The following is a 19,429-nucleotide window of genomic DNA, read 5'->3' on the forward strand; positions in this document are numbered from 1 at the left end:
CGATGATCGGGGATTTCAAGGCCATCGTGAACGGCTGGATCGAGAATTTCGGGCTGCTCTCGGAAAGCTGGCGTGTTGGTATTGTTGTGTTCGCGCTGGTATTCGGGACAGCGGCGGTGGCCTATGCCGCCAGCCATATTGTCGGTGCGCTGGAGCGAAAATTCAGTAAAACCAGTAACCTTTGGGACGACGCGCTGCTTCATGCCGCGCGCAAGCCTGTCGTCGCGTTTGTCTGGATACAGGGCGTATACTGGGCAGCCGAAGTGGCTCACCGGTATTCGCAGGCCGAAATCTTCACCGCCAACGACTCATTGCTCCAGTTGGGTTTTGTGTTCGTGCTGGTCTGGGCGGTGTTGCGGCTGATCAAGCAAGGCGAAGGGATTCTCGCGTCTCCCCTGAAAATGAAGCAGCCCATGGACTACACCACCGTGAATGCGGTGAGCAAGTTATCCAGGGCTGTGGTCATAATTACCGCCGTGCTGATTGCTATGCAGTCTCTGGGGTACAGTATTTCCGGGGTGCTGGCGTTCGGCGGCGTTGGCGGTATTGCCGTTGGTTTCGCCGCCAAGGATTTGCTGGCCAATTTCTTCGGCGGTTTCATCATTCACCTGGACCGCCCGTTCAAGGTGGGGGACTGGGTGCGTTCGCCGGACCGCAACATTGAAGGTACGGTTGAGCATATTGGCTGGCGGCTGACGACCATCCGGACCTTCGACAAACGTCCGTTGTATGTGCCGAACGCAACCTTTACCACCATTGCGGTCGAGAACCCCTCGCGGATGACCAACCGCAGGATATCGGAAACCATTGGTATCCGGTACGCCGATGTCAGCCTGATGCCCACCATCGTTGCCGATATCAGGGCCATGCTGGAGCAGCATGACGATATTGACAGCAAGCAGACATTGATCGTCAATTTCCTCGCGTTCAATGCATCATCCCTGGATATCATGGTTTATACCTTCACCAAGACAACCCAGTGGGTTCGTTTTCAGGAAGTGAAGCAGGATGTGTTGCTGAAAATCAGCGACATCATTGAGGGCCATGGTGCCGAGGTGGCGTTCCCGACAAGGACACTGCATCTTCCGGACGGTGTTCGGCTAACCGGGTCGCAGACCGATGAGTCCCGCGACCAGGGCTCCCGTTCATCGTCCGTAAAAAGTGCGGAGAAATCACAGCAGCGCCAGGCAGCGGGTGATGCAGGGGATTCAGGAGATTCAGAATGACGTCACCGGAGACTGTTCATCCCGTCGGCATTATCGGTGGCACCGGGCTGACCACCTTGTCGGGCCTGGAAATTACCGGAGAGAAGGAGGTCGGGACACCCTGGGGTACGCCATCCGCGCCACTGGTTGAAGGGCGACTGGGCGACCAGCCGGTCATATTCCTGTCCCGCCATGGCAATCCGCGCCGCATTTCGCCTCATCAGGTGAATTACCGGGCCAATCTGCGGGCCTTGTACGATGCCGGTGCCAGAACGGTGATCGGTGTCAACGCCGTGGGTGGGATTCACAAGGACATGGGGCCTGCTCAGGTGGTCATTCCCGATCAGATTATTGACTATACCTGGGGTCGTGCCAGTACCTTTTTCGAGGGCGATCTGGCGTCAGTGACCCACATTGATTTCACCTGGCCCTACGATGAGCGTGCCCGTCAGGTCCTGATTGATGTCGCCGGTGCTGAAGAGGTGCCGTTCTCGGGTTTCGGGGTTTACGGTGCAACCCAGGGTCCGAGGCTGGAAACGGCGGCGGAGATCATCCGCATGGAGCGGGACGGCTGCGATCTGGTGGGTATGACAGGCATGCCGGAAGCGGTGCTGGCAGCCGAACTGGGGATGCGCTATGTCTGTCTCGGGCTGGTGGTGAACTGGGCCGCTGGCAAATCCGACCACATCATTACCATGGCGGAGATTGAAGAGGCCATTGAGCGGGGGATGTCCGGGGTCAGGCGGATCCTCGAGAGCTCAGTGGCCGGTCTCGGTGCGCTTACTCCGTTGCCTCAACCTTCTTGAAGAACACCAGGACGCCGATGGTGGGGGAGTCCAGGAAGTGGACTTCCTCGCTCCGCATCCGGCGGGTTTCCCGAATCCAGGTGAGCAGTTCCAGGGGCGCAGGCTCAGTCCTCAGGGCTTGCGGTTGAACGGCCGGATCGCCGGCTGAGGGCACGCCCGGGTGCTCGCCTCCGGGCGAGGGCGCCTCTGCCGTGGATGCATCCGGGGTTTCTCCGGCTGCGGGTCCATCAATCGCCAGCCGGGTATCTTCCGCAGGCTGCCAGTGGTTCAGGTGAACACCCACATGAAGGTAGCGCCGGCGGTCGATGGTGATGTGGCCTTCCACCTCCCGGGTTCCCGCGCCTTCAATCCAGTCTCCTGCCTCAACCCTCAGAGGGGTGCCTTCATAATCCGGCGGAAAGGCTTCGTACCAGCCGGCGCTGACCAGTACCCGATATCTGCCGCTGCGCTCCAGCCGTTGGGCTGCGTTTGCAAGATACAGCTCATTCCCGGGTACCAGGTTCAGGGTGGTTTCCGTTGATCCGTCCTGAAGCATCGACCATAATACCTGGTCGGTTTCGACGGGGGGCTCCACGGCACGGCCCGACATTTTTTCATTCACCGCTTCAGGCTCGACAATCCGCTCAAGAATCACGAATTCTGCACGGTAATAGTCCTCCGGAATCGGTTTGCCCGGTTCCAGTGGCAAACCGGTGCGCTCGGGTTGCTGGGCCGTTCCCGTGACTGGAACAGTCAGCAGGAGCGCTGCCAGAATGGCCCGTGTTGCGTATCGGCACCGGCGAATTCCATCAATCTCCAAGGGTCGTACTCCACATGTTGGTCGGGCGTTCATGAGCCGGATGCGTTGCGTTTTGTTGGCCCCAGTTCGCCAAGCATCCGGGAAATGCCGTCGAGTTTACCACCGGTTGTGGCATCCTTCAGCCGGAAACGGAAGCTGTTGGCCCCTTCAAGCCGGTACTGGTCCGGCCCGGATTGCACTTTTTTAACCAGAACCAGGGGGTCTACCGGTGTCGAGCTGCCGAATTCCAGGCGCGCCCATTCCTTGCCGGCATCGACTTTCACGATCCCCAGGGCCTCTGCCTCGAGCCGAAGCCCGGTCTGGCGGATCAGGTTTTTGGCCGGTTCCGGTAATAATCCGAACCGGTCAATCATCTCAACCTGAAGTTCTTTTAATGCTTCGTTGTTATCCACGCTGGCAATTCGCTTGTACAGCATCAGCCGGTTATGGACGTCCGGCAGGTAATCCTCCGGAATCAGGGCAGGAATACGCAGGTTCATTTCGGTGCCGTGGCTCAAGGGCAGATCGGCATTTGGCGTCCGGCCCTCGCGGATGGCCTTGACGGCCTCATCCAGCAGTTGCATGTACAGCGTAAAGCCGATGCTTTCGATCTGGCCGCTCTGTTCCTCACCGAGCAACTCGCCAGCGCCCCGGATTTCCAGGTCGTGGGTTGCCAGCATGAAACCGGCACCCAGATCCTGTGCTTCCGAGATGGCCTCCAGGCGCTTTTTGGCGTCCGCCGTGATGGATTTCGGTGGCGGCGTCAGCAGGTAGGCATAGGCCTGGTGGTGCGAGCGACCCACGCGGCCACGCAACTGATGCAGCTGCGCCAGGCCGAACTTGTCGGCCCGCTCAATGATAATGGTGTTGGCGCTGGGAATGTCGATGCCGGTTTCGACAATGGTGGTGCACACCAGCACATTGAAGCGCTTATGGTAGAAATCCGACATGATCTGTTCCAGGTCCCGTTCCCGCATCTGGCCATGGGCCACACCCACACGGGCCTCGGGAATCAGCGACCGGAGGTCCTGAGCGGTTTTTTCTATGGTCGCCACATCGTTATGGAGGAAGTACACCTGACCGCCCCGGAGAATTTCCCGGAGGATGGCTTCCTTGACCATGGGGTTGTCCCGCTGGCGTACAAAGGTCTTCACTGACAGACGCCGGGCCGGCGGTGTGGCGATGATCGACAGATCCCTCAGGTGTCCCATGGCCATGTTCAGTGTACGCGGAATCGGCGTCGCAGTAAGGGTGAGCATGTCGACTTCCGCGCGCAGGGCCTTGAGTTTTTCCTTTTGCTGCACGCCAAAACGATGTTCTTCGTCGATGATCACCAGCCCGAGGTTTTTGAACCGGATATCGCCCTGAAGGAGTTTGTGGGTTCCAATCACGATGTCGGCCTTGCCATTTTCAATGGCTTCCATGGCCTTGCTGGTCTGGCCGGCCGAGCGGAAACGGCTGAGCAACTCCACCTGTACGGCGGTGTCTGAGAACCGGTCCCGGAACGACTCGTAGTGTTGCTGTGCCAGCAGGGTGGTCGGCACCAGGACAGCCACCTGTTTGCCGGACCAGGTCGCCATAAAAGCGGCCCGCATGGCCACTTCGGTTTTGCCAAAGCCGACGTCACCACAGACGAGGCGGTCCATGGGGCGCTCGCTGGTCATGTCTTCAATAACAGACTGAATGGCGGCCTGCTGGTCCGGGGTCTCCTCGAAGGGGAAGCCGGCGGCAAAGGCCCGGTAGGCCTCCTTTGGATCCTCAAAACTGAAGCCCTTGCGGGCCTCCCGGCGGGCATAGACATCCAGGAGTTCCGCCGCGGTGTCGCGGATTTTCTCCAGCGCTTTCTGTTTGGTTGTGCTCCAGCGATCCGTGCCGAGTTTGTGCAGCGGGGCATGCTCGGTGTCGTTACCGGCATAGCGGGAAATCAGGTGAAGGCTGGATACCGGCACATAGAGCTTTGATCCGCCAGCATATTCCAGTTTCAGAAATTCGCTGGCTTCGCCTTCAACGGTAATGGTTTCCAGGCCCCGGTAGCGACCGACACCATGGTCGATGTGGACCACCGGAGCGCCGATGCGCAGCTCTGACAAGTCCCGGAAACCGGTATCATCGGCCTGTGTCGGTTTTTCCCGGCGCCGTCTTTGCAGCACCCGCTCCCCGAAGAGCGCGGTTTCGGTGATCAGCGCGAGAGAGTGCTTCGGGAGCAGGAGCCCTTGCTCCATCGGGGCAACGGTAATGCCCAGCGGGCATCCGCTGTTCTCCAGAAACGCCTGCCAACCGGGAAGGGTTTCAAGCTCAAGGCCCTGGTCTCCAAGGTGTTCAATCAGGGCCTCACGCCGGCCGGATGATTCAGCGCAGATCAGCACCCGGCCACTGAATTCCCGGAGAAACCGCCTCAGGCGGCCGGCAGGATCAGCGGCGCGACCGTCCATGGCAATGTCCGGCAGGGTTTCACTGGGGCAGTTGAACGATCCGGCGGCGCCCGAGGTTTCAGACGAAATCGATACCCTTGGGAACGCCTTCAGGTGACCAAACAGTTCATCCTGCTGCAGGAACAGGAGGCCGGGCGGCAGGATTGGTCGTAAGCGGTCGTGGCGGCGGTCCTCGTACCGGCTCCGGGTTTCGGAGTCGAAGTGGCTGACGGCTTCGTTCAGTTCGGCGGCGGTAAAGACATGGGTTGTGCCCGGCAGATAATCGAACAGGGTCGCTGTTTTGTCGAAGAACAGGGGCAGGTAGTACTCGATCCCTGGCGGTGTAATGCCGTGGGTCACATCCTGGTAAATGGGCGTGTCCTTGCCCGAATTGGGGAACTGCTCGAACCAGCGGCTGCGGAATCCGGAGCGGGCTTCCTTGTGCCAGGGGAACTCGTACGCGGGCAGCAGTTCGATGTGGCCGACACGATTGATCGAGCGCTGGGTCTCCGGGTCGAAGGTCCTGAGCGTTTCAATCTCGTCATCGAACAGGTCGATCCGGTAGGGCTGGCCGGCCCCCATGGGAAAGATGTCGAGGATCGAGCCACGAACAGCATATTCCCCATGCTCATAGACGTTTTCCGCGTGCCGGTATCCGGCGGCTTCCAGTTGCAGTCGCCAGCTGTCGATGTCCAGCGACTGACCCACTTCCAGCACAAGTGTGTTGCCCTGGAGATAGCTGACCGGGGGCAGCCTGTGCATGAGCGTTCGCGCCGGTATCACGAGCACGCCGTGCTTGGTTGACGGCAGCCGGTGCAGGGTACGGATGCGCCTTGAGGTAATATCCTGGTGCGGCGAAAACAGGTCGTAGGGCAGGGTTTCCCAGTCTGGCAATGACAGCAGTTCCAGTCCGTCCTCGCTGACGGCCGGGTCATCCTCCCCGGTGGCCAGACCGAGGAAAAAGCGCATGGCCTGCTCCAGGCGAATGGCATCGTCGGTGCTGCGGGTGATGACCAGCGTCAGGCCCTTGTGGGCGCGGGCACTTTCACAGATGGCCAGAGCGTCGCTGCTGCCATGCAATTGACCCCATAGGCGATGATCGGCCGGCCGGGTTGGAAACGCCGGGGCAATATTGATCCGGGCTGACGGGCGGGTGGTTACACCTTGGCTCATGGGCAGTCTGGTTCTCCTGCTATGGATGTCCGGGAGGTGGCGAGCGGCGTATTCTAACGCCCGCGGATGACGCTGTCATGGCGGTTGCGGCATGCGAGCGTCAGGGTTCCGAGCGCAAAGGGGATGCCTGCAAAGGTCTGGGGCGTTCGTATTTGCGGTCGGCGGGATTAAGTTGGATAATGTGCGCGCCAAATTCCAAGTGCCAATTGCAGAGGTCCAAGCGTGAGTCACGAACAGATCAACCAGCACCTGTCCAACTGGACAGAAAGAGAATCCACCGCGGAAGCCATGATTCCGCTGATCGGCCGCCTCTACCGCAAGAACAACGTGGTTACTTCTGTCTATGGCCGCGCAATCATTAACCAGTCTGTAATCGGCATCATTCGTGCCCACCGGTTTGTACGTCAGGTTGAAGACAGCGAGCTGTCTGTTCACGATACCCTGCCGATCCTCCAGGCCATGGACAAGCTCGAGCTTGGCCGTGCCCATGTTGATATTGGCAAGCTTGCGGTCAAGTTCAAGGAAGAGGGGGGCGACCTTGCTGAATTCCTGAAGCGTGAAATCGGACCGGTGATTGGTCAATATGCCGCCCAGTCGGAGGAGGATGCCTGCAACGACACCAAGGACGTGGTTCTGTACGGTTTTGGCCGTATCGGTCGCCTCCTGGCACGCATCCTGATCGAAAAGGCCGGCGGTGGTAACAACCTGCGCCTGCGTGCGATTGTGGTTCGCCAGGGTGGTGCCGAGAATGATCTTGAGAAGCGTGCCAGCCTGCTGCGCCGTGACTCGGTCCATGGTCCGTTTGATGGCACCATCACTGTGGACGAGAAAGAATCCGCCCTGATTGCCAATGGCAACTACATCAAGGTGATCTACTCCGATGGCCCCGATAAGGTGGATTACACTCAGTATGGTATCAATAACGCCATTGTGATCGACAATACCGGTAAATGGCGTGACGAGGCTGGCCTGGGGCTGCACCTGAAATCCAAAGGTGTCAGCCGGGTGATGCTGACGGCGCCGGGCAAGGGTGACATCAAGAACATCGTCTATGGCATCAACAACGACTGGATCACTGATGAAGACAGGATTCTGTCAGCAGCCTCCTGTACCACCAATGCCATTACGCCGGTCCTGAAAGCCATTGAGGACGAGTACGGAATTGAGGACGGACACGTTGAGACCGTTCACTCCTACACCAACGACCAGAATCTGATCGATAACTACCACAAGGGCAGTCGTCGCGGTCGCAGTGCGGCCCTGAATATGGTGATCACTGAAACCGGCGCGGCCAAGGCGGTAGCCAAGGCGCTGCCGGTCCTGAAAGGCAAGCTGACCGGTAACGCCATCCGGGTGCCGACACCCAACGTCTCCATGGCGATCCTGAATCTCAACCTCAAGAAGGAGGTTGATGTGGGGGGTGTCAACGAGTACCTCCGGGAAATGGCGTTGCATTCCGAACTGCAGAAGCAGATCGATTTCGTGAATTCTCCGGAAGTGGTTTCCACGGACTTCGTGGGTTCCCGCCATGCCGGTATCGTTGACGCCCAGGCGACCATCGCCAGTGGCAAGCGCCTGATCCTTTACGTCTGGTATGACAACGAATTCGGTTACAGTGCCCAGGTGATCCGCGTGGTGAATCAGATGGCCGGCGTAAGCTACCCGATCTTCCCCAAGCGTGCGAGAGACTGATCAAACCGCACTGACCTGGTTGAGTGAAAGTTATAAAAACCCCGACCGTGAATGCTGTCGGGGTTTTTTGTTTTATCGGTCTGTGAGCCAGGCGGTTTACGTTCAGGCACAAACCTGTTCCGGTTTCTGGTGGAAATAGGATTCCTTAATCTCTATAATTGGCGCGATTTTGGGTATGCCCGGCACCCCGTTTCTCATTGTTTCCTGGGCCGCAGGTGTCGGGCGTTACAAATCCATTGAATAGTTTCTGATGATTGGACGAGGCTAATGATTAAGATCAAAAAAGGCCTGGATCTTCCTATCAGCGGCGCACCTGAACAGACCATTACAGACGGAAAACCCGTTCGCCACGTGGCGTTGATCGGCTTTGACTACAACGGCATGAAGCCGACAATGGCTGTGAAAGAGGGGGACCGCGTCAAGCGCGGTACGCTGCTGTTCACTGATAAGAAGACCGAAGGCGTTCGTTATACGTCACCCGCCGCCGGCGTCGTGAAAGAGATTAACCGTGGTGAGCGTCGGGTGCTCCAGTCGGTCGTTATCGAAATTGATGGCGATGAGGCTGAAACCTTTGCCCGCTACAGCGACGCGGATCTTGCTGGCCTGGAACGCCAGCAGGTGGTTGATAATCTGGTGGAGTCCGGGTTGTGGACGGCGTTCAGGACGCGCCCATACAGCAAGGTTCCCGAGATTGATTCGGCTCCTCACTCCATTTTCGTGTCGGTCATGGACACCAATCCGCTGGCAGCGGATCCGACGGTCATCATAGGCGAGCATGGCCAGGCGTTCGAAAAAGGCCTGACGCTCCTCACCAAACTGACCTCCGGCAAGGTATTTGTCACTGGCAGGCCTGGGTCCAATGTTGCGGTTCCCAAGTCCGACGCCGTTGAAGTGCACCAGTTTGACGGTGTGCACCCGGCCGGTAACGTGGGCACTCATATCCACCACCTGGATCCGGTTTCCGGCAGCAAGACTGTCTGGAGTATCAGTTACCAGGACGTCATCGACATCGCCAGGCTGTTCGAATCCGGCGAAGTGCAGGTCGAGCGTATCGTGGCGATCGGTGGCCCCAAGGCCCTGAAACCCCGCCTGGTACGCACCCGCCTGGGTGCCAGCCTTCCGGAACTTCTGGACGGTGAGATTGCGACCGACTGTGAAGTGCGGGCAATCTCCGGCTCCGTGTTCGGTGGTCGTCGCGGCGATGGCCCCTGCGCGTACCTTGGCCGTTTTGCCAACCAGGTTTCCGTGCTGGAAGAAGGCTACAAGCGTGAGTTTCTGGGCTGGCTATCTCCCGGGTCGAACAAATTCTCGGTTCTGAACATCTATCTGTCCAGACTGGCCGGTGGCAAGCGGTTCAACTTCACCACCGCCACCAACGGCAGTGAGCGGGCAATGGTTCCGGTGGGTGCCTATGAGCAGGTCATGCCCCTGGACATCCTTCCAACCCAGTTGTTGCGTTCGCTGATTGTCGGCGACACAGAGATGGCGCAGAAGCTTGGCGCGCTCGAGCTGGATGAAGAAGATCTGGCGCTGTGCACCTTCGTGTGCCCAGGTAAATATGAATACGGTCCGATTCTCCGCGAGAACCTGACCCGAATCGAGATCGAGGGCTAAGACGATGGCGATCAGACAGTTTCTCGATGGAATCGAGCATCATTTTGAAAAGGGTGGCAGGTACGAGCGCTGGTACGCGCTGTACGAAGCCGTAGACACTATTTTCTACACCCCCGGCAAAGTAACCTCAACCACCTCCCATGTGCGTGACGGCGTAGACCTCAAGCGCATCATGATCACCGTGTGGCTGTGCACTTTCCCGGCGATGTTCTTCGGCATGTGGAACATCGGCTATCAGGCCAACAGTTTCCTGGCTTCCAATCCGGGTGCCATGGTCGCTGACGGCGGCCTGCGGACCGCCTTTATTCAGGCGCTTGCCACCACCGGTGCCGGTGCCGGCGTCTGGGACAACTTTGTCTATGGTATTGCCTACTTTGTACCTATCTACTTCGTGACCTTCGTGGTTGGTGGCTTCTGGGAAGTGTTGTTTGCCACCGTGCGTCGCCACGAGGTGAACGAGGGCTTCTTTGTCACCTCGGTTCTGTTTGCACTGATCTGCCCGCCGACCATCCCGCTCTGGCAGGTGGCTCTGGGCATCACCTTCGGTGTGGTCATTGGCAAGGAAGTGTTTGGCGGTACCGGCAAGAACTTCCTGAACCCGGCACTGACTGGCCGTGCTTTCCTCTACTTTGCCTACCCGGCGCAGCTTTCCGGCGACACGGTATGGACCGCCGTCGATGGCTTCAGTGGTGCCACGGCCCTGAGCTGGGCGGCCAGCGGTGGTCTGGAGGCCCTGCAAACCCAGATAGGCTGGATGAACGCCTTTGTCGGTACCATTCAGGGTTCCATTGGTGAGACCTCAGCCCTTGCAGTGCTTGCCGGCGGCCTGATTCTCCTGGTCATGAAGATCGCCAGCTACCGGATTGTGGGGGGCGTTCTGATCGGCATGATTGGTATGGCCCTGGTACTGAACATTGTGGGTTCGGAAACCAATCCCATGTTTGATGTGCCCGCGCACTGGCACCTGGTGATGGGTGGGTTTGCCTTCGGGATGATGTTCATGGCGACGGATCCGGTGTCCGCGGCGATGACCAACACGGGCCGCTGGTGCTTCGGTATCCTGGTGGGCGTGATGACGGTTCTGATCCGTGTGATCAACCCCGCCTTCCCGGAGGGCATCATGCTGGCGATCCTGTTCGCTAACCTGTTTGCGCCGCTGATGGACCATTACGTGGTTCAGGCCAACATCAAACGGAGGCTTGCTCGTGGCTAAAGCTAAAGAAACCGTCTCCCGCACGCTGATTGTTGCGCTGGTGCTGAGTGTTGTGTTCTCGGTGGTCGTTTCCGTTGCGGCGGTCTCGCTCCGTCCGGCCCAGATTCAGAACCAGAAGCTGGATATCGTAACCAATATCCTCTCCGCTGCCGGCATGCTGGAGCCTGGCTCCAGTACCGAGCAGATCAAGGAAGCGTTTGAGCGCTTTGATGTCCGCCTGGTGGATCTTGATACCGGACAATTCGTGGAGCCGTCGACAGTGGGTGTCGAGGACCCCATGAAGTACAACATGTACAAGGCCGCTTCCGATCAGAAAATGTCCGAAATGATTCCACCTTCGGAGGATAAGGCGGGTATCAAGCATCGTCCGAATATTGCCAAGGTTTACACCCTGACCGAGAATGGCAAACTGGTTCGTGTGGTGTTGCCCGTTCACGGCTACGGCCTGTGGTCCACCCTTTATGGATTTATTTCACTCGAAGGTGACCTGAACACCATTGAAGGTCTTGGTTTCTATTCCCATGCGGAAACACCGGGGCTTGGTGGTGAAGTCGACAACCCTCGCTGGAAGAAGCAGTGGGTCGGTAAGAAGGTCTATGAGGACGATACCTACGAGCCCCGGATTCAGCTGGTCAAGGGTGGTGTCAGCGCCGATGCACGTAACAGGGAGTACAAGGTTGATGCCCTGTCTGGTGCGACACTCACCAGCAGGGGTGTTGAAAACCTGGTCAATTACTGGATGGGCGAGAATGGATTCGCCACATTCCTGCAAAAACTTCGTGAAGGGGAGGTCTGATCATGGCAGCCGGATCGGTCAAGCAGGTTCTTTTCGAACCAATTTTAAACAATAACCCCATCGCCCTTCAGATTCTGGGTATCTGCTCGGCACTGGCGGTAACCACCAGCATGAACGTGAGTCTCGTCATGTCGCTGGCGGTTATTGCGGTCACTGCGTTCTCAAACCTGGCGGTATCGCTGATACGCACTCAGATCCCGGGCAGTATCCGGATCATTGTGCAGATGACCATCATTGCTTCCCTGGTCATCGTGGTTGATCAGATTCTCAAGGCCTACGCCTACGAGATCTCCAAGCAACTGTCGGTTTTCGTGGGTTTGATTATCACCAACTGTATCGTTATGGGCCGCGCGGAAGGCTATGCCATGAACAATCCGCCGCTCATGAGCTTCCTGGATGGTATTGGTAACGGTCTGGGATACTCCGTCATGCTGATGTTCGTGGCTTTCTTCCGCGAGCTGATTGGTGCCGGCTCCCTGTTTGGTTTCACCCTGTTACCTACCGTGAACGAGGGCGGCTGGTATGTGCCCAATGGCCTTTTGCTTCTGCCGCCCAGTGCTTTCTTCATCATTGGCCTGGCCATCTGGGGGTTGCGTATCTGGAAGCCGGAGCAGGTTGAAGAGCCGGACTACAAGCTGTCCCGCCACACCGCCAAGGAGGCTTTTTGATGGAACATTATATCAACCTGATCGTAAAGGCTGTTTTCGTTGAGAATATGGCGCTGGCGTTCTTCCTGGGGATGTGCACCTTTCTCGCCATATCCAAGAAGATTGAAGCTGCGATAGGCCTGGGTATTGCTGTTGTGGTGGTGCTGACGGTTACCGTTCCGGTTAACAACCTTCTGTACAACAGCGTTCTTCGTGAGGGCGCCCTGGGCTGGGCCGGCCTGCCGAATGTTGATCTGAGCTTTCTCGGATACCTGAGTTACATTGGTGTAATCGCAGCGATTGTCCAGATCATGGAAATGGTCATGGACAAGTACATACCGGCACTTTACGCCGCCCTGGGCGTATTCCTGCCTCTGATAACAGTGAACTGCGCCATTCTCGGTGCCTCGCTGTTTATGGTGGAGCGTGACTATGCCTTCGGCGAGAGTGTGGTGTATGGCTTTGGTGTTGGCCTTGGCTGGGCATTGGCAATTATCGCCCTGGCGGCTATCCGCGAAAAGCTCAAATACAGCGATGTTCCGGAAGGTTTGCGCGGGCTGGGCATTACCTTCATTACCGTTGGTCTGATGTCTCTGGGCTTTATGTCCTTTTCCGGCATTTCCCTGTAACTCATCCGGTGATACGGTTTAACAAAAAGGCGAGACCATGAATACAGAAATTATTCTCGGCGTGGTCATGTTCACCGTTATCGTTCTGGCCCTTGTCGCGGTGATTCTTGCGGCAAGGTCCAGGCTGGTAAGTACCGGTGACGTGACCATTGAGATTAACGATGATCCTGAGCACACGTTGAGGACCGCAGCTGGCGGAAAGCTGCTCGGTACCCTGGCGAACAATGGCATTTTCCTGTCTTCCGCCTGCGGCGGCGGCGGCACCTGCGCGCAGTGCAAGTGCAAGGTGTTTGAAGGCGGCGGCGCCATGCTGCCGACGGAAAAGACCCACTTCACCAACCGTGAAGAGAAAGAGGGCTGGCGCCTGTCCTGCCAGGTTCCCGTCAAGCACAATATGAAGGTGGAAGTGCCGGAAGAGTTCTTCGGCGTCAAGAAGTGGGAATGTGAGGTTGTCTCAAACCACAACGTGGCTACCTTCATCAAGGAGCTGGTGCTGAAGCTGCCCGAAGGGGAAGAAGTAGACTTCCGTGCCGGCGGTTACGTTCAGCTTGAGTGTCCTCCCTTTGAGATCGACTTCAAGGATTTCGATATCGAGGAAGAGTTTCGGGAAGACTGGGACAAGCACAATATCTGGCGTTACAAGGCGGTGAACAAGGAAGAAACCATCCGGGCGTACTCCATGGCGAACTACCCGGAAGAGAGGGGCGTTCTCAAGTTCAATATCCGTATTGCCACGCCACCTCCCGGTACGGATCATAACCCGGGCATCATGTCCAGCTTCGTGTTTAACCTGAAGCCGGGTGACAAGGTGACCGTTATGGGGCCGTTTGGTGAGTTTTTCGCCAAGAAGACCAATGCCGAAATGGTCTTCATCGGTGGTGGCGCAGGTATGGCGCCCATGCGCTCCCACATTTTCGACCAGCTCAAGCGATTGAACTCGAAGCGAAAGATCAGCTTCTGGTACGGTGCGCGAAGCGTTCGCGAGATGTTCTACGTGGAAGACTTCGACGGCCTGGCCGAGGAAAATGATAATTTCGAGTGGCATGTTGCACTGTCAGACGCGCTGCCGGAAGACAACTGGGAAGGGCCAACCGGCTTTATCCATAACGTGTTGTACGAAAACTACCTGAAGGACCACCCGGCTCCGGAAGATTGTGAGTTCTACATGTGTGGGCCCCCAATTATGAACGCATCTGTTATCAAGATGCTCAAGGACCTGGGCGTTGAGGACGAAAACATCATGCTGGATGACTTCGGAGGTTAAGCAATCCTGATGACATTCCGCATGCTTCGACCCGCCAGGGCGGCGATGGCCAGCGCTTTTGCAGCGCTGGCCATCGCCGCCCTGGCGGGTTGCTCGTTTCAGCCTGAAGAACAAATCTGGGAAATATCAGGCCCCGTTTTTGGCACCAGCTACCACATCAGTGTGGTATTGACGGACGATCAGCAAAGGCTTGAGGCGCTGGCAGACGGTATCGAAAGGGTGCTCGAAGGCGTAGATGCCTCTATGTCCACCTGGCGTGAAGATTCGGAATTGTCCCGGTTTAATCAGCAGTCGGACCAGTCGGACTGGACGCCGGTTTCCGAGGGGCTGTTCGAGGTGCTCCAAAAGGCCGATGAAATCTCGAAACTGACCGGCGGAGCCTTTGATGTAACAATTGGCCCGGTGGTGAATCTCTGGGGGTTCGGGCCGCAGGCCCAACCGGAAACGATACCCTCAGGTGAGGAACTTGCAGAGATTTTGTCTGCGACCGGTTTTGAAAAGCTTGAGCTGAGAGCCAGTCCCCCGTCAGTGCGGGCATCCACGCCGCAATACGTGGATCTTTCTGCCATCGCCAAGGGCTATGGCGTGGATGCGGTGGCCCGCTTTCTCGACATTCAGCGCGTGCAGGCCTACCTCGTGGAGATCGGCGGGGAAGTCCGGGTCAATGGGCGAAAACCGGACGGCAGCACCTGGCGCCTGGCGATAGAGCAACCGGTATCTGAAGGGCGGCAGGTTAACAGGGTGGTGTCACTGGAATCCCGAGCCATGGCGACATCCGGCGACTATCGGAACTATTACGAATCGGAAGGACGTCGATACTCCCATACAATAGACCCTGAGACCGGGGAGCCGATCACACACAATCTGGCGTCGGTGACGGTGATTGCAGATGACGGTATGACGGCGGATGCTCTGGCAACCGGTTTTAATGTGATGGGCTACGAACGAGCCAATGCGCTCGCGGTGAGGGAAAATATACCGGCCTATTTTATTGTCAGGACGGATGAAGGTTTCGAGACGCACCAGACGCCGGCCTTTTCGTCCTACGTGACTCAGTGAGGGGAGGGCAACATGGGTACCTTTCTATTGGTTTTGTTTATTGTGGTGCTGCTGGTTGCAGCCATGTCCATTGGCGTTATTTTCGGGCGCAAGCCGATCAGCGGAACCTGTGGTGGCATTAGCGCTTTGGGTATCAGCCAGTCCTGTGATATCTGCGGTGGTAATACCCAAAAATGCGAGGAAGAAAACGAGCGACTGGCCAATGAAGGAAAAGCGCCCGAGGCCCTGGCTTACGACGCCACCAGGACCCGCAAGCATTGATCTGATTCTGCTTTCAACAATTACCTCCATCTTTTCACGACGTAGATAAGGAGTCACTGCGCGCATGGCAGAACATCATTACGACGTCGTCGTTATCGGCGCTGGTCCGTCCGGCGAAGGCGCGGCGATGAATGCGACCAAACACGGCAAACGTGTCGCGATCATCGAGGACAAGCCCACGGTTGGCGGCAACTGCATCCACTGGGGCACTATTCCGTCCAAGGCCCTGCGTCATTCCGTAAAGCAGATCATCACCTTTAACACCAACCAGATGTTTCGGGATATCGGGGAGCCTCGCTGGTTCTCCTTCCCGAGGGTTTTGCAGAACGCCCAGAAGGTGATAGGCAAGCAGGTCAAGCTCCGGACCCAGTTCTACGCACGTAACCGGGTGGATCTGATCAATGGCCGTGCGTTTTTCATTGACCGGAACCGGCTTGAAATCCGCGGCAGCAAGTCGTTGGAAACCCTTCACTTCAGGCAGGCTGTCATTGCTACCGGTTCCCGGCCCTATCTGCCACCGGACATAGATTTCCGCCATCACCGGATCTATAACTCCGACACCATTCTGAACCTGTCCCACACGCCGCGGACGTTGGTTATCTACGGAGCCGGTGTTATTGGCTCGGAGTACGCCTCAATTTTCGCCGGGCTGGGTGTGAAAGTGGATCTGATCAACCCGGGCAGCAGGCTGTTGTCGTTTCTCGATGACGAAATTTCCGATGCCCTGAGTTATCACCTGCGCAATAACGGTGTCCTGGTGCGTCACAATGAGCGGTACGAGTCGGTTGTGGGTGACGACCATGGCATTGTGCTGTCTCTGCAGTCCGGTAAAAAGATCCGTGCAGACGCTTTCCTGTGGTGCAACGGCCGTAGCGGCAATACCGAGAAGCTTGGCCTTGAAAATATTGGTCTGGTGCCGAATGGTCGTGGTCAGTTGGCCGTTGATGAGCATTACCGTACCGAGGTTGAAACTATTTACGCCGCGGGGGATGTGATTGGCTGGCCAAGTCTGGCCAGTGCCGCCTACGATCAGGGCCGTTCGGCCGCCTCGGACATCGTTCAGGACGAATACTTCCGGTTTGTTTCAGACGTGCCAACCGGGATCTATACCATTCCGGAAATCAGCTCCGTTGGTAAAACGGAACGTGAGTTGACCGAAGCCAAAGTGCCCTATGAGGTTGGACAGGCCTTCTTTAAGGATCTGGCCCGGGCCCAGATCACCAGAGAGGCTGTTGGTATGTTGAAGATCCTGTTCCACCGGGAAACGCGCCAGATTCTGGGCATTCACTGTTTCGGGGACCAGGCAGCGGAAATTGTCCACATCGGCCAGGCGATCATGAATCAGGAAGGGGAGGCGAACTCCCTGAACTACTTCATCAATACCACCTTCAATTACCCGACCATGGCCGAGGCTTACCGGGTTGCTGCTCTTAATGGCCTGAACCGGATCTTCTGATTCGGCTTCAGTGCGAACCAGGGGTCAGATGAAGGCTTTCATCTGACCCCACGTTCATCTCGGGCTCCACATTTAGCGCTTCCCTCGCAGGCAAGCTCAACAATGCCTTGGCCCGGTTATCGAAAAACATCCGGGTGCTGGTGGGGTAGTCGGTAATAATGCTGTCCACCCCCATTTTTTCCAACTGCAGCATGTCGTGAATGCGGTTCACTGTCCAGGTGGAGACGTGCATGCCACGGCGATGTGCTTGTTCAACAAGCTCCTTTGAGCACAGCTTCCAGTTAATGCAGAGGTATTCGCATTCCAGGCGGCTGGCCATGCTCAGGGGGCGCGGGAACTTTCTTTCTGTTACCAGCCCGATGCGGATGTTTTTGTTGCGCCGCCGGATTTCCTTCAGAAACCAGGTGTCCGACGAGGTGATCGCAGCGGTCTGATACAGGCTCCGGCGCTGGATCACCTCCGTCAGCCGGTTACAGAGGATATTGAGCCTGGCGCGATTGTCCTTCTTGACCTCCAGTTGCAAATGTTCCAGGTCGTCAAACTGATCCAGAAGGTCTTCCAGTGCTGGTATGCCGGTAGGCTTGGGCCATGAATGGGTATTGCGCCTTGCATCCATGGCCCCCAGTTCGGCAGCGGTGTATTGACTGATACTGCCTTTCCGGTCAGTGGTGCGGTCAACCGACAGGTCGTGCACCAGCACCGGCTTTCCGTCCTTCGACAGTACCAGATCCAGTTCGAAGTGCCGGATGCCGTGGCGGTAGGCATGCACAAAGCCCGGCAGGGTATTCTCCGGGGCCTCTCCTTTGGCACCTCTGTGTCCGTAAACGATCATGCGGGTGCTTCGTCCTTCAGGCGTTGATAGATGGCCTGGCGTTTCTTCCAGGTGTCATGGCAGAGGCGGATATCTTCGAGGTAAGCCGGTAATTCGTGCATCAGCAGGGCCTGGGGGCCATCCACCAGGGCTTTTTCCGGTTTCGGGTGAAAATCCACGAGCACCATGTTGGCGCCCGCGATAACGCCCTGGGCTGTCGCGTGCATAACATCGAGAATGCCATCCGGCGACTGCTCCCGGGTCCCGACCGAGTGGGATGGGTCCACGCACACCGGCATGCGGGTCAGGCGTTTAACGGCCGGAACATGGGCAAAATCCACCATGTTGCGATGGGGCTGGCCGGCCTCTGTTTTCATGCCCCTCAGGCAGAAGATGACGTTGGCGTTGCCTTCGCTGGCGAGGTATTCAGCGGCGTTCAGGGACTCATTCAGGGTGATGCCAAAACCACGCTTTAGCAGCACGGGGTAGGTGCTCTGACGGCCAATGGCCTTCAGCAGCTCGAAGTTCTGGGTGTTCCGGGTGCCCACCTGCAGCATGACACCGGTGGGCCGGCCGAGTTTTTCCAGGCAGGTATCGATTTCCTCAATATGGCTTTCGTGAGTGATCTCCATGGCGATCACCCTGATGCCATGTTTACCGGCTTTCTCAAACACCCAGGGCAGGCAGTCCTTGCCATGGCCCTGGAACGAATAGGGATTGGTGCGCGGTTTGTAGGCGCCCATCCGGGTGCAGATTTCGCCACTTTCCTCCAGAGCCTTCATCATCATGTCGACATGTTCGGGTACATCGACAGCGCACAAACCGGCGAAGATGTTCAGGTTGGTCTGATTGAATTCCACGCCATTATAGGTGAACCCGCTTTGCCGCCGGTCGTCCCGGTGACGGCCGAGAATGCGGTAATCCTCCGATATGCGAATGGCCCGCTCAACCGCCGGAAGTGCCTCGATTTCTTCCTTGTTCAGGGGCTTGGTGTCGCCCAGCAGATAGATCTCGGTCAGCCGCTGGGTGGCGCCCTGAACCTCGTGAACCCGCACGGTAACACCTGGCAGATTCTCAAGGTAATGCATTGTCTGGCGGTATTCTTCACTATCCAGAGCGGTGTTGGGGTGAAGGATGGCTAACATGCTGTCTCCTTTTTATGAACCGGCGCCTTCCGCGCGGTGCCTTGCCTGCACGTATTCCCGATGGTTAAGGTGAAGCAGGTCTGCCATGCGGCGAATAAGGTGTTCTTCGTATTTGTCGATGCGCCCGTCCGCAAAGGCCACGCGCCAGATGCTCTCAAGCAGCGCCTGTTTGCCTTCCTGATCCAGGTGTTCGTTGATCTGACCGGTAAATTCATAAAGCGAGGTGGCATCGTCGGCGTGGCTGAGGGCGTCCTGCAGGATTTCCACGGCTTCCGCCCGGGAGACCTGGTGCGCTTTAACCGCGCCATCGACAATGGCTTGCAGTTCCCGCTCATCTTCATTCTGGTCAACCCGGGACAGCTGCACCATCAGCGCCGTGGCTGCCACAGCCAACTGACGGTTGTCAGGCTTTTTGTGTTCATCTTCCGGCCCCGCAAACAGTTTTTTCAGGTGCTCGATCATGGTCGGA

General features: G+C 57.5%; 17 protein-coding genes. 12 read left to right on the plus strand and 5 right to left on the minus strand.

The annotated features are described in order from the left end of the window. Positions 1-2: 2 nt before the first annotated feature. A complete protein-coding gene (locus QPL96_RS06910; protein WP_303286548.1) occupies positions 3-1,226 on the plus strand; it encodes a mechanosensitive ion channel family protein in 1,224 nt (407 codons plus the stop codon). Next, positions 1,223-2,011, plus strand: a complete 789-nt coding sequence (locus QPL96_RS06915) for an S-methyl-5'-thioinosine phosphorylase (protein WP_303286550.1) — start codon at positions 1,223-1,225, stop codon at positions 2,009-2,011. The genes QPL96_RS06910 and QPL96_RS06915 overlap by 4 nt, the downstream gene beginning before the upstream one ends. Here QPL96_RS06915 and QPL96_RS06920 read toward each other — a convergent pair. Both QPL96_RS06920 and mfd read right to left on the minus strand, forming a co-directional pair. Then, positions 1,986-2,810: a CsiV family protein gene (locus tag QPL96_RS06920; protein ID WP_303286552.1), complete on the minus strand. Its 825-nt coding sequence runs from the start codon at positions 2,808-2,810 to the stop codon at positions 1,986-1,988. The two genes, QPL96_RS06915 and QPL96_RS06920, sit on opposite strands and share 26 nt — an antisense overlap. A gap of 29 nt (positions 2,811-2,839) precedes the next feature. Then, positions 2,840-6,373, minus strand: coding sequence for a transcription-repair coupling factor (gene mfd / locus QPL96_RS06925; RefSeq protein ID WP_303286554.1), 3,534 nt, complete (start codon positions 6,371-6,373; stop codon positions 2,840-2,842). Positions 6,374-6,595: 222 nt separating this feature from the next. Between mfd and QPL96_RS06930 the strand changes: the two genes are divergently transcribed. The 10 genes from QPL96_RS06930 to sthA all read left to right on the plus strand — a co-directional run bounded on the left by QPL96_RS06930 (position 6,596) and on the right by sthA (position 17,004). After that, the gene (locus QPL96_RS06930) at positions 6,596-8,065 is read left to right on the plus strand and encodes a glyceraldehyde-3-phosphate dehydrogenase (RefSeq protein WP_303286556.1); all 1,470 of its coding nucleotides are present in this window, start codon (positions 6,596-6,598) and stop codon (positions 8,063-8,065) included. 267 nt (positions 8,066-8,332) lie between these two features. Continuing rightward, a complete protein-coding gene (locus tag QPL96_RS06935; protein ID WP_303286557.1) occupies positions 8,333-9,679 on the plus strand; it encodes a Na(+)-translocating NADH-quinone reductase subunit A in 1,347 nt (448 codons plus the stop codon). 4 nt (positions 9,680-9,683) lie between these two features. Beyond that, positions 9,684-10,892 (plus strand): NADH:ubiquinone reductase (Na(+)-transporting) subunit B, encoded by a 1,209-nt coding sequence (locus tag QPL96_RS06940; RefSeq protein ID WP_303286558.1) that lies wholly within the window; start codon positions 9,684-9,686, stop codon positions 10,890-10,892. Next, positions 10,885-11,688: a Na(+)-translocating NADH-quinone reductase subunit C gene (locus QPL96_RS06945; protein WP_303286560.1), complete on the plus strand. Its 804-nt coding sequence runs from the start codon at positions 10,885-10,887 to the stop codon at positions 11,686-11,688. Before QPL96_RS06940 ends, QPL96_RS06945 begins: the two co-directional genes overlap by 8 nt. A 2-nt stretch (positions 11,689-11,690) precedes the next feature. Beyond that, the gene (locus tag QPL96_RS06950; protein ID WP_117617548.1) at positions 11,691-12,356 is read left to right on the plus strand and encodes an NADH:ubiquinone reductase (Na(+)-transporting) subunit D; all 666 of its coding nucleotides are present in this window, start codon (positions 11,691-11,693) and stop codon (positions 12,354-12,356) included. Further along, complete coding sequence (nqrE, locus tag QPL96_RS06955) at positions 12,356-12,964, plus strand: NADH:ubiquinone reductase (Na(+)-transporting) subunit E (RefSeq protein ID WP_303286561.1); 609 nt, start codon at positions 12,356-12,358, stop codon at positions 12,962-12,964. Before QPL96_RS06950 ends, nqrE begins: the two co-directional genes overlap by 1 nt. A 37-nt stretch (positions 12,965-13,001) precedes the next feature. Next, a complete protein-coding gene (nqrF, locus tag QPL96_RS06960; protein WP_303286562.1) occupies positions 13,002-14,228 on the plus strand; it encodes an NADH:ubiquinone reductase (Na(+)-transporting) subunit F in 1,227 nt (408 codons plus the stop codon). Between the two features lie 9 nt (positions 14,229-14,237). Beyond that, complete coding sequence (locus QPL96_RS06965) at positions 14,238-15,287, plus strand: FAD:protein FMN transferase (RefSeq protein ID WP_303286563.1); 1,050 nt, start codon at positions 14,238-14,240, stop codon at positions 15,285-15,287. A gap of 12 nt (positions 15,288-15,299) precedes the next feature. After that, a complete protein-coding gene (gene nqrM / locus QPL96_RS06970; protein ID WP_303286565.1) occupies positions 15,300-15,548 on the plus strand; it encodes a (Na+)-NQR maturation NqrM in 249 nt (82 codons plus the stop codon). 64 nt (positions 15,549-15,612) lie between these two features. Further along, complete coding sequence (sthA, locus tag QPL96_RS06975; RefSeq protein WP_303286566.1) at positions 15,613-17,004, plus strand: Si-specific NAD(P)(+) transhydrogenase; 1,392 nt, start codon at positions 15,613-15,615, stop codon at positions 17,002-17,004. Positions 17,005-17,011: 7 nt separating this feature from the next. Here sthA and QPL96_RS06980 read toward each other — a convergent pair whose 3' ends face one another. Genes QPL96_RS06980 through QPL96_RS06990 form a run of 3 tightly spaced genes read right to left on the minus strand, consistent with a single transcriptional unit; the run spans position 17,012 to position 19,422 of the window. Next, a complete protein-coding gene (locus tag QPL96_RS06980) occupies positions 17,012-17,836 on the minus strand; it encodes a glycerophosphodiester phosphodiesterase (protein WP_303286567.1) in 825 nt (274 codons plus the stop codon). After that, a complete protein-coding gene (locus tag QPL96_RS06985; RefSeq protein ID WP_303286568.1) occupies positions 17,833-18,960 on the minus strand; it encodes a 3-deoxy-7-phosphoheptulonate synthase in 1,128 nt (375 codons plus the stop codon). Before QPL96_RS06985 ends, QPL96_RS06980 begins: the two co-directional genes overlap by 4 nt. A 12-nt stretch (positions 18,961-18,972) precedes the next feature. Then, positions 18,973-19,422 (minus strand): TerB family tellurite resistance protein, encoded by a 450-nt coding sequence (locus QPL96_RS06990; protein WP_303286570.1) that lies wholly within the window; start codon positions 19,420-19,422, stop codon positions 18,973-18,975. Between the last annotated feature and the right edge of the window lie 7 nt (positions 19,423-19,429).

It is taken from the genome of Marinobacter sp. SS8-8 (assembly GCF_030540945.1).
Lineage (GTDB): Bacteria > Pseudomonadota > Gammaproteobacteria > Pseudomonadales > Oleiphilaceae > Marinobacter.

What these genes read in the sequence shown, in the direction of transcription:
- QPL96_RS06910 (WP_303286548.1), top strand. Translation starts at nt 3, where the DNA reads ATGATCGGGGATTTCAAGGCCATCGTGAACGGCTGGATCGAGAATTTC.
- QPL96_RS06915 (WP_303286550.1), top strand. Translation starts at nt 1,223, where the DNA reads ATGACGTCACCGGAGACTGTTCATCCCGTCGGCATTATCGGTGGCACC.
- mfd (WP_303286554.1), bottom strand. Translation starts at nt 6,373, where the DNA reads ATGAGCCAAGGTGTAACCACCCGCCCGTCAGCCCGGATCAATATTGCC.
- QPL96_RS06935 (WP_303286557.1), top strand. Translation starts at nt 8,333, where the DNA reads ATGATTAAGATCAAAAAAGGCCTGGATCTTCCTATCAGCGGCGCACCT.
- QPL96_RS06940 (WP_303286558.1), top strand. Translation starts at nt 9,684, where the DNA reads ATGGCGATCAGACAGTTTCTCGATGGAATCGAGCATCATTTTGAAAAG.
- QPL96_RS06950 (WP_117617548.1), top strand. Translation starts at nt 11,691, where the DNA reads ATGGCAGCCGGATCGGTCAAGCAGGTTCTTTTCGAACCAATTTTAAAC.
- nqrE (WP_303286561.1), top strand. Translation starts at nt 12,356, where the DNA reads ATGGAACATTATATCAACCTGATCGTAAAGGCTGTTTTCGTTGAGAAT.
- nqrF (WP_303286562.1), top strand. Translation starts at nt 13,002, where the DNA reads ATGAATACAGAAATTATTCTCGGCGTGGTCATGTTCACCGTTATCGTT.
- QPL96_RS06965 (WP_303286563.1), top strand. Translation starts at nt 14,238, where the DNA reads ATGACATTCCGCATGCTTCGACCCGCCAGGGCGGCGATGGCCAGCGCT.
- nqrM (WP_303286565.1), top strand. Translation starts at nt 15,300, where the DNA reads ATGGGTACCTTTCTATTGGTTTTGTTTATTGTGGTGCTGCTGGTTGCA.
- sthA (WP_303286566.1), top strand. Translation starts at nt 15,613, where the DNA reads ATGGCAGAACATCATTACGACGTCGTCGTTATCGGCGCTGGTCCGTCC.
- QPL96_RS06980 (WP_303286567.1), bottom strand. Translation starts at nt 17,836, where the DNA reads ATGATCGTTTACGGACACAGAGGTGCCAAAGGAGAGGCCCCGGAGAAT.
- QPL96_RS06985 (WP_303286568.1), bottom strand. Translation starts at nt 18,960, where the DNA reads ATGTTAGCCATCCTTCACCCCAACACCGCTCTGGATAGTGAAGAATAC.
- QPL96_RS06990 (WP_303286570.1), bottom strand. Translation starts at nt 19,422, where the DNA reads ATGATCGAGCACCTGAAAAAACTGTTTGCGGGGCCGGAAGATGAACAC.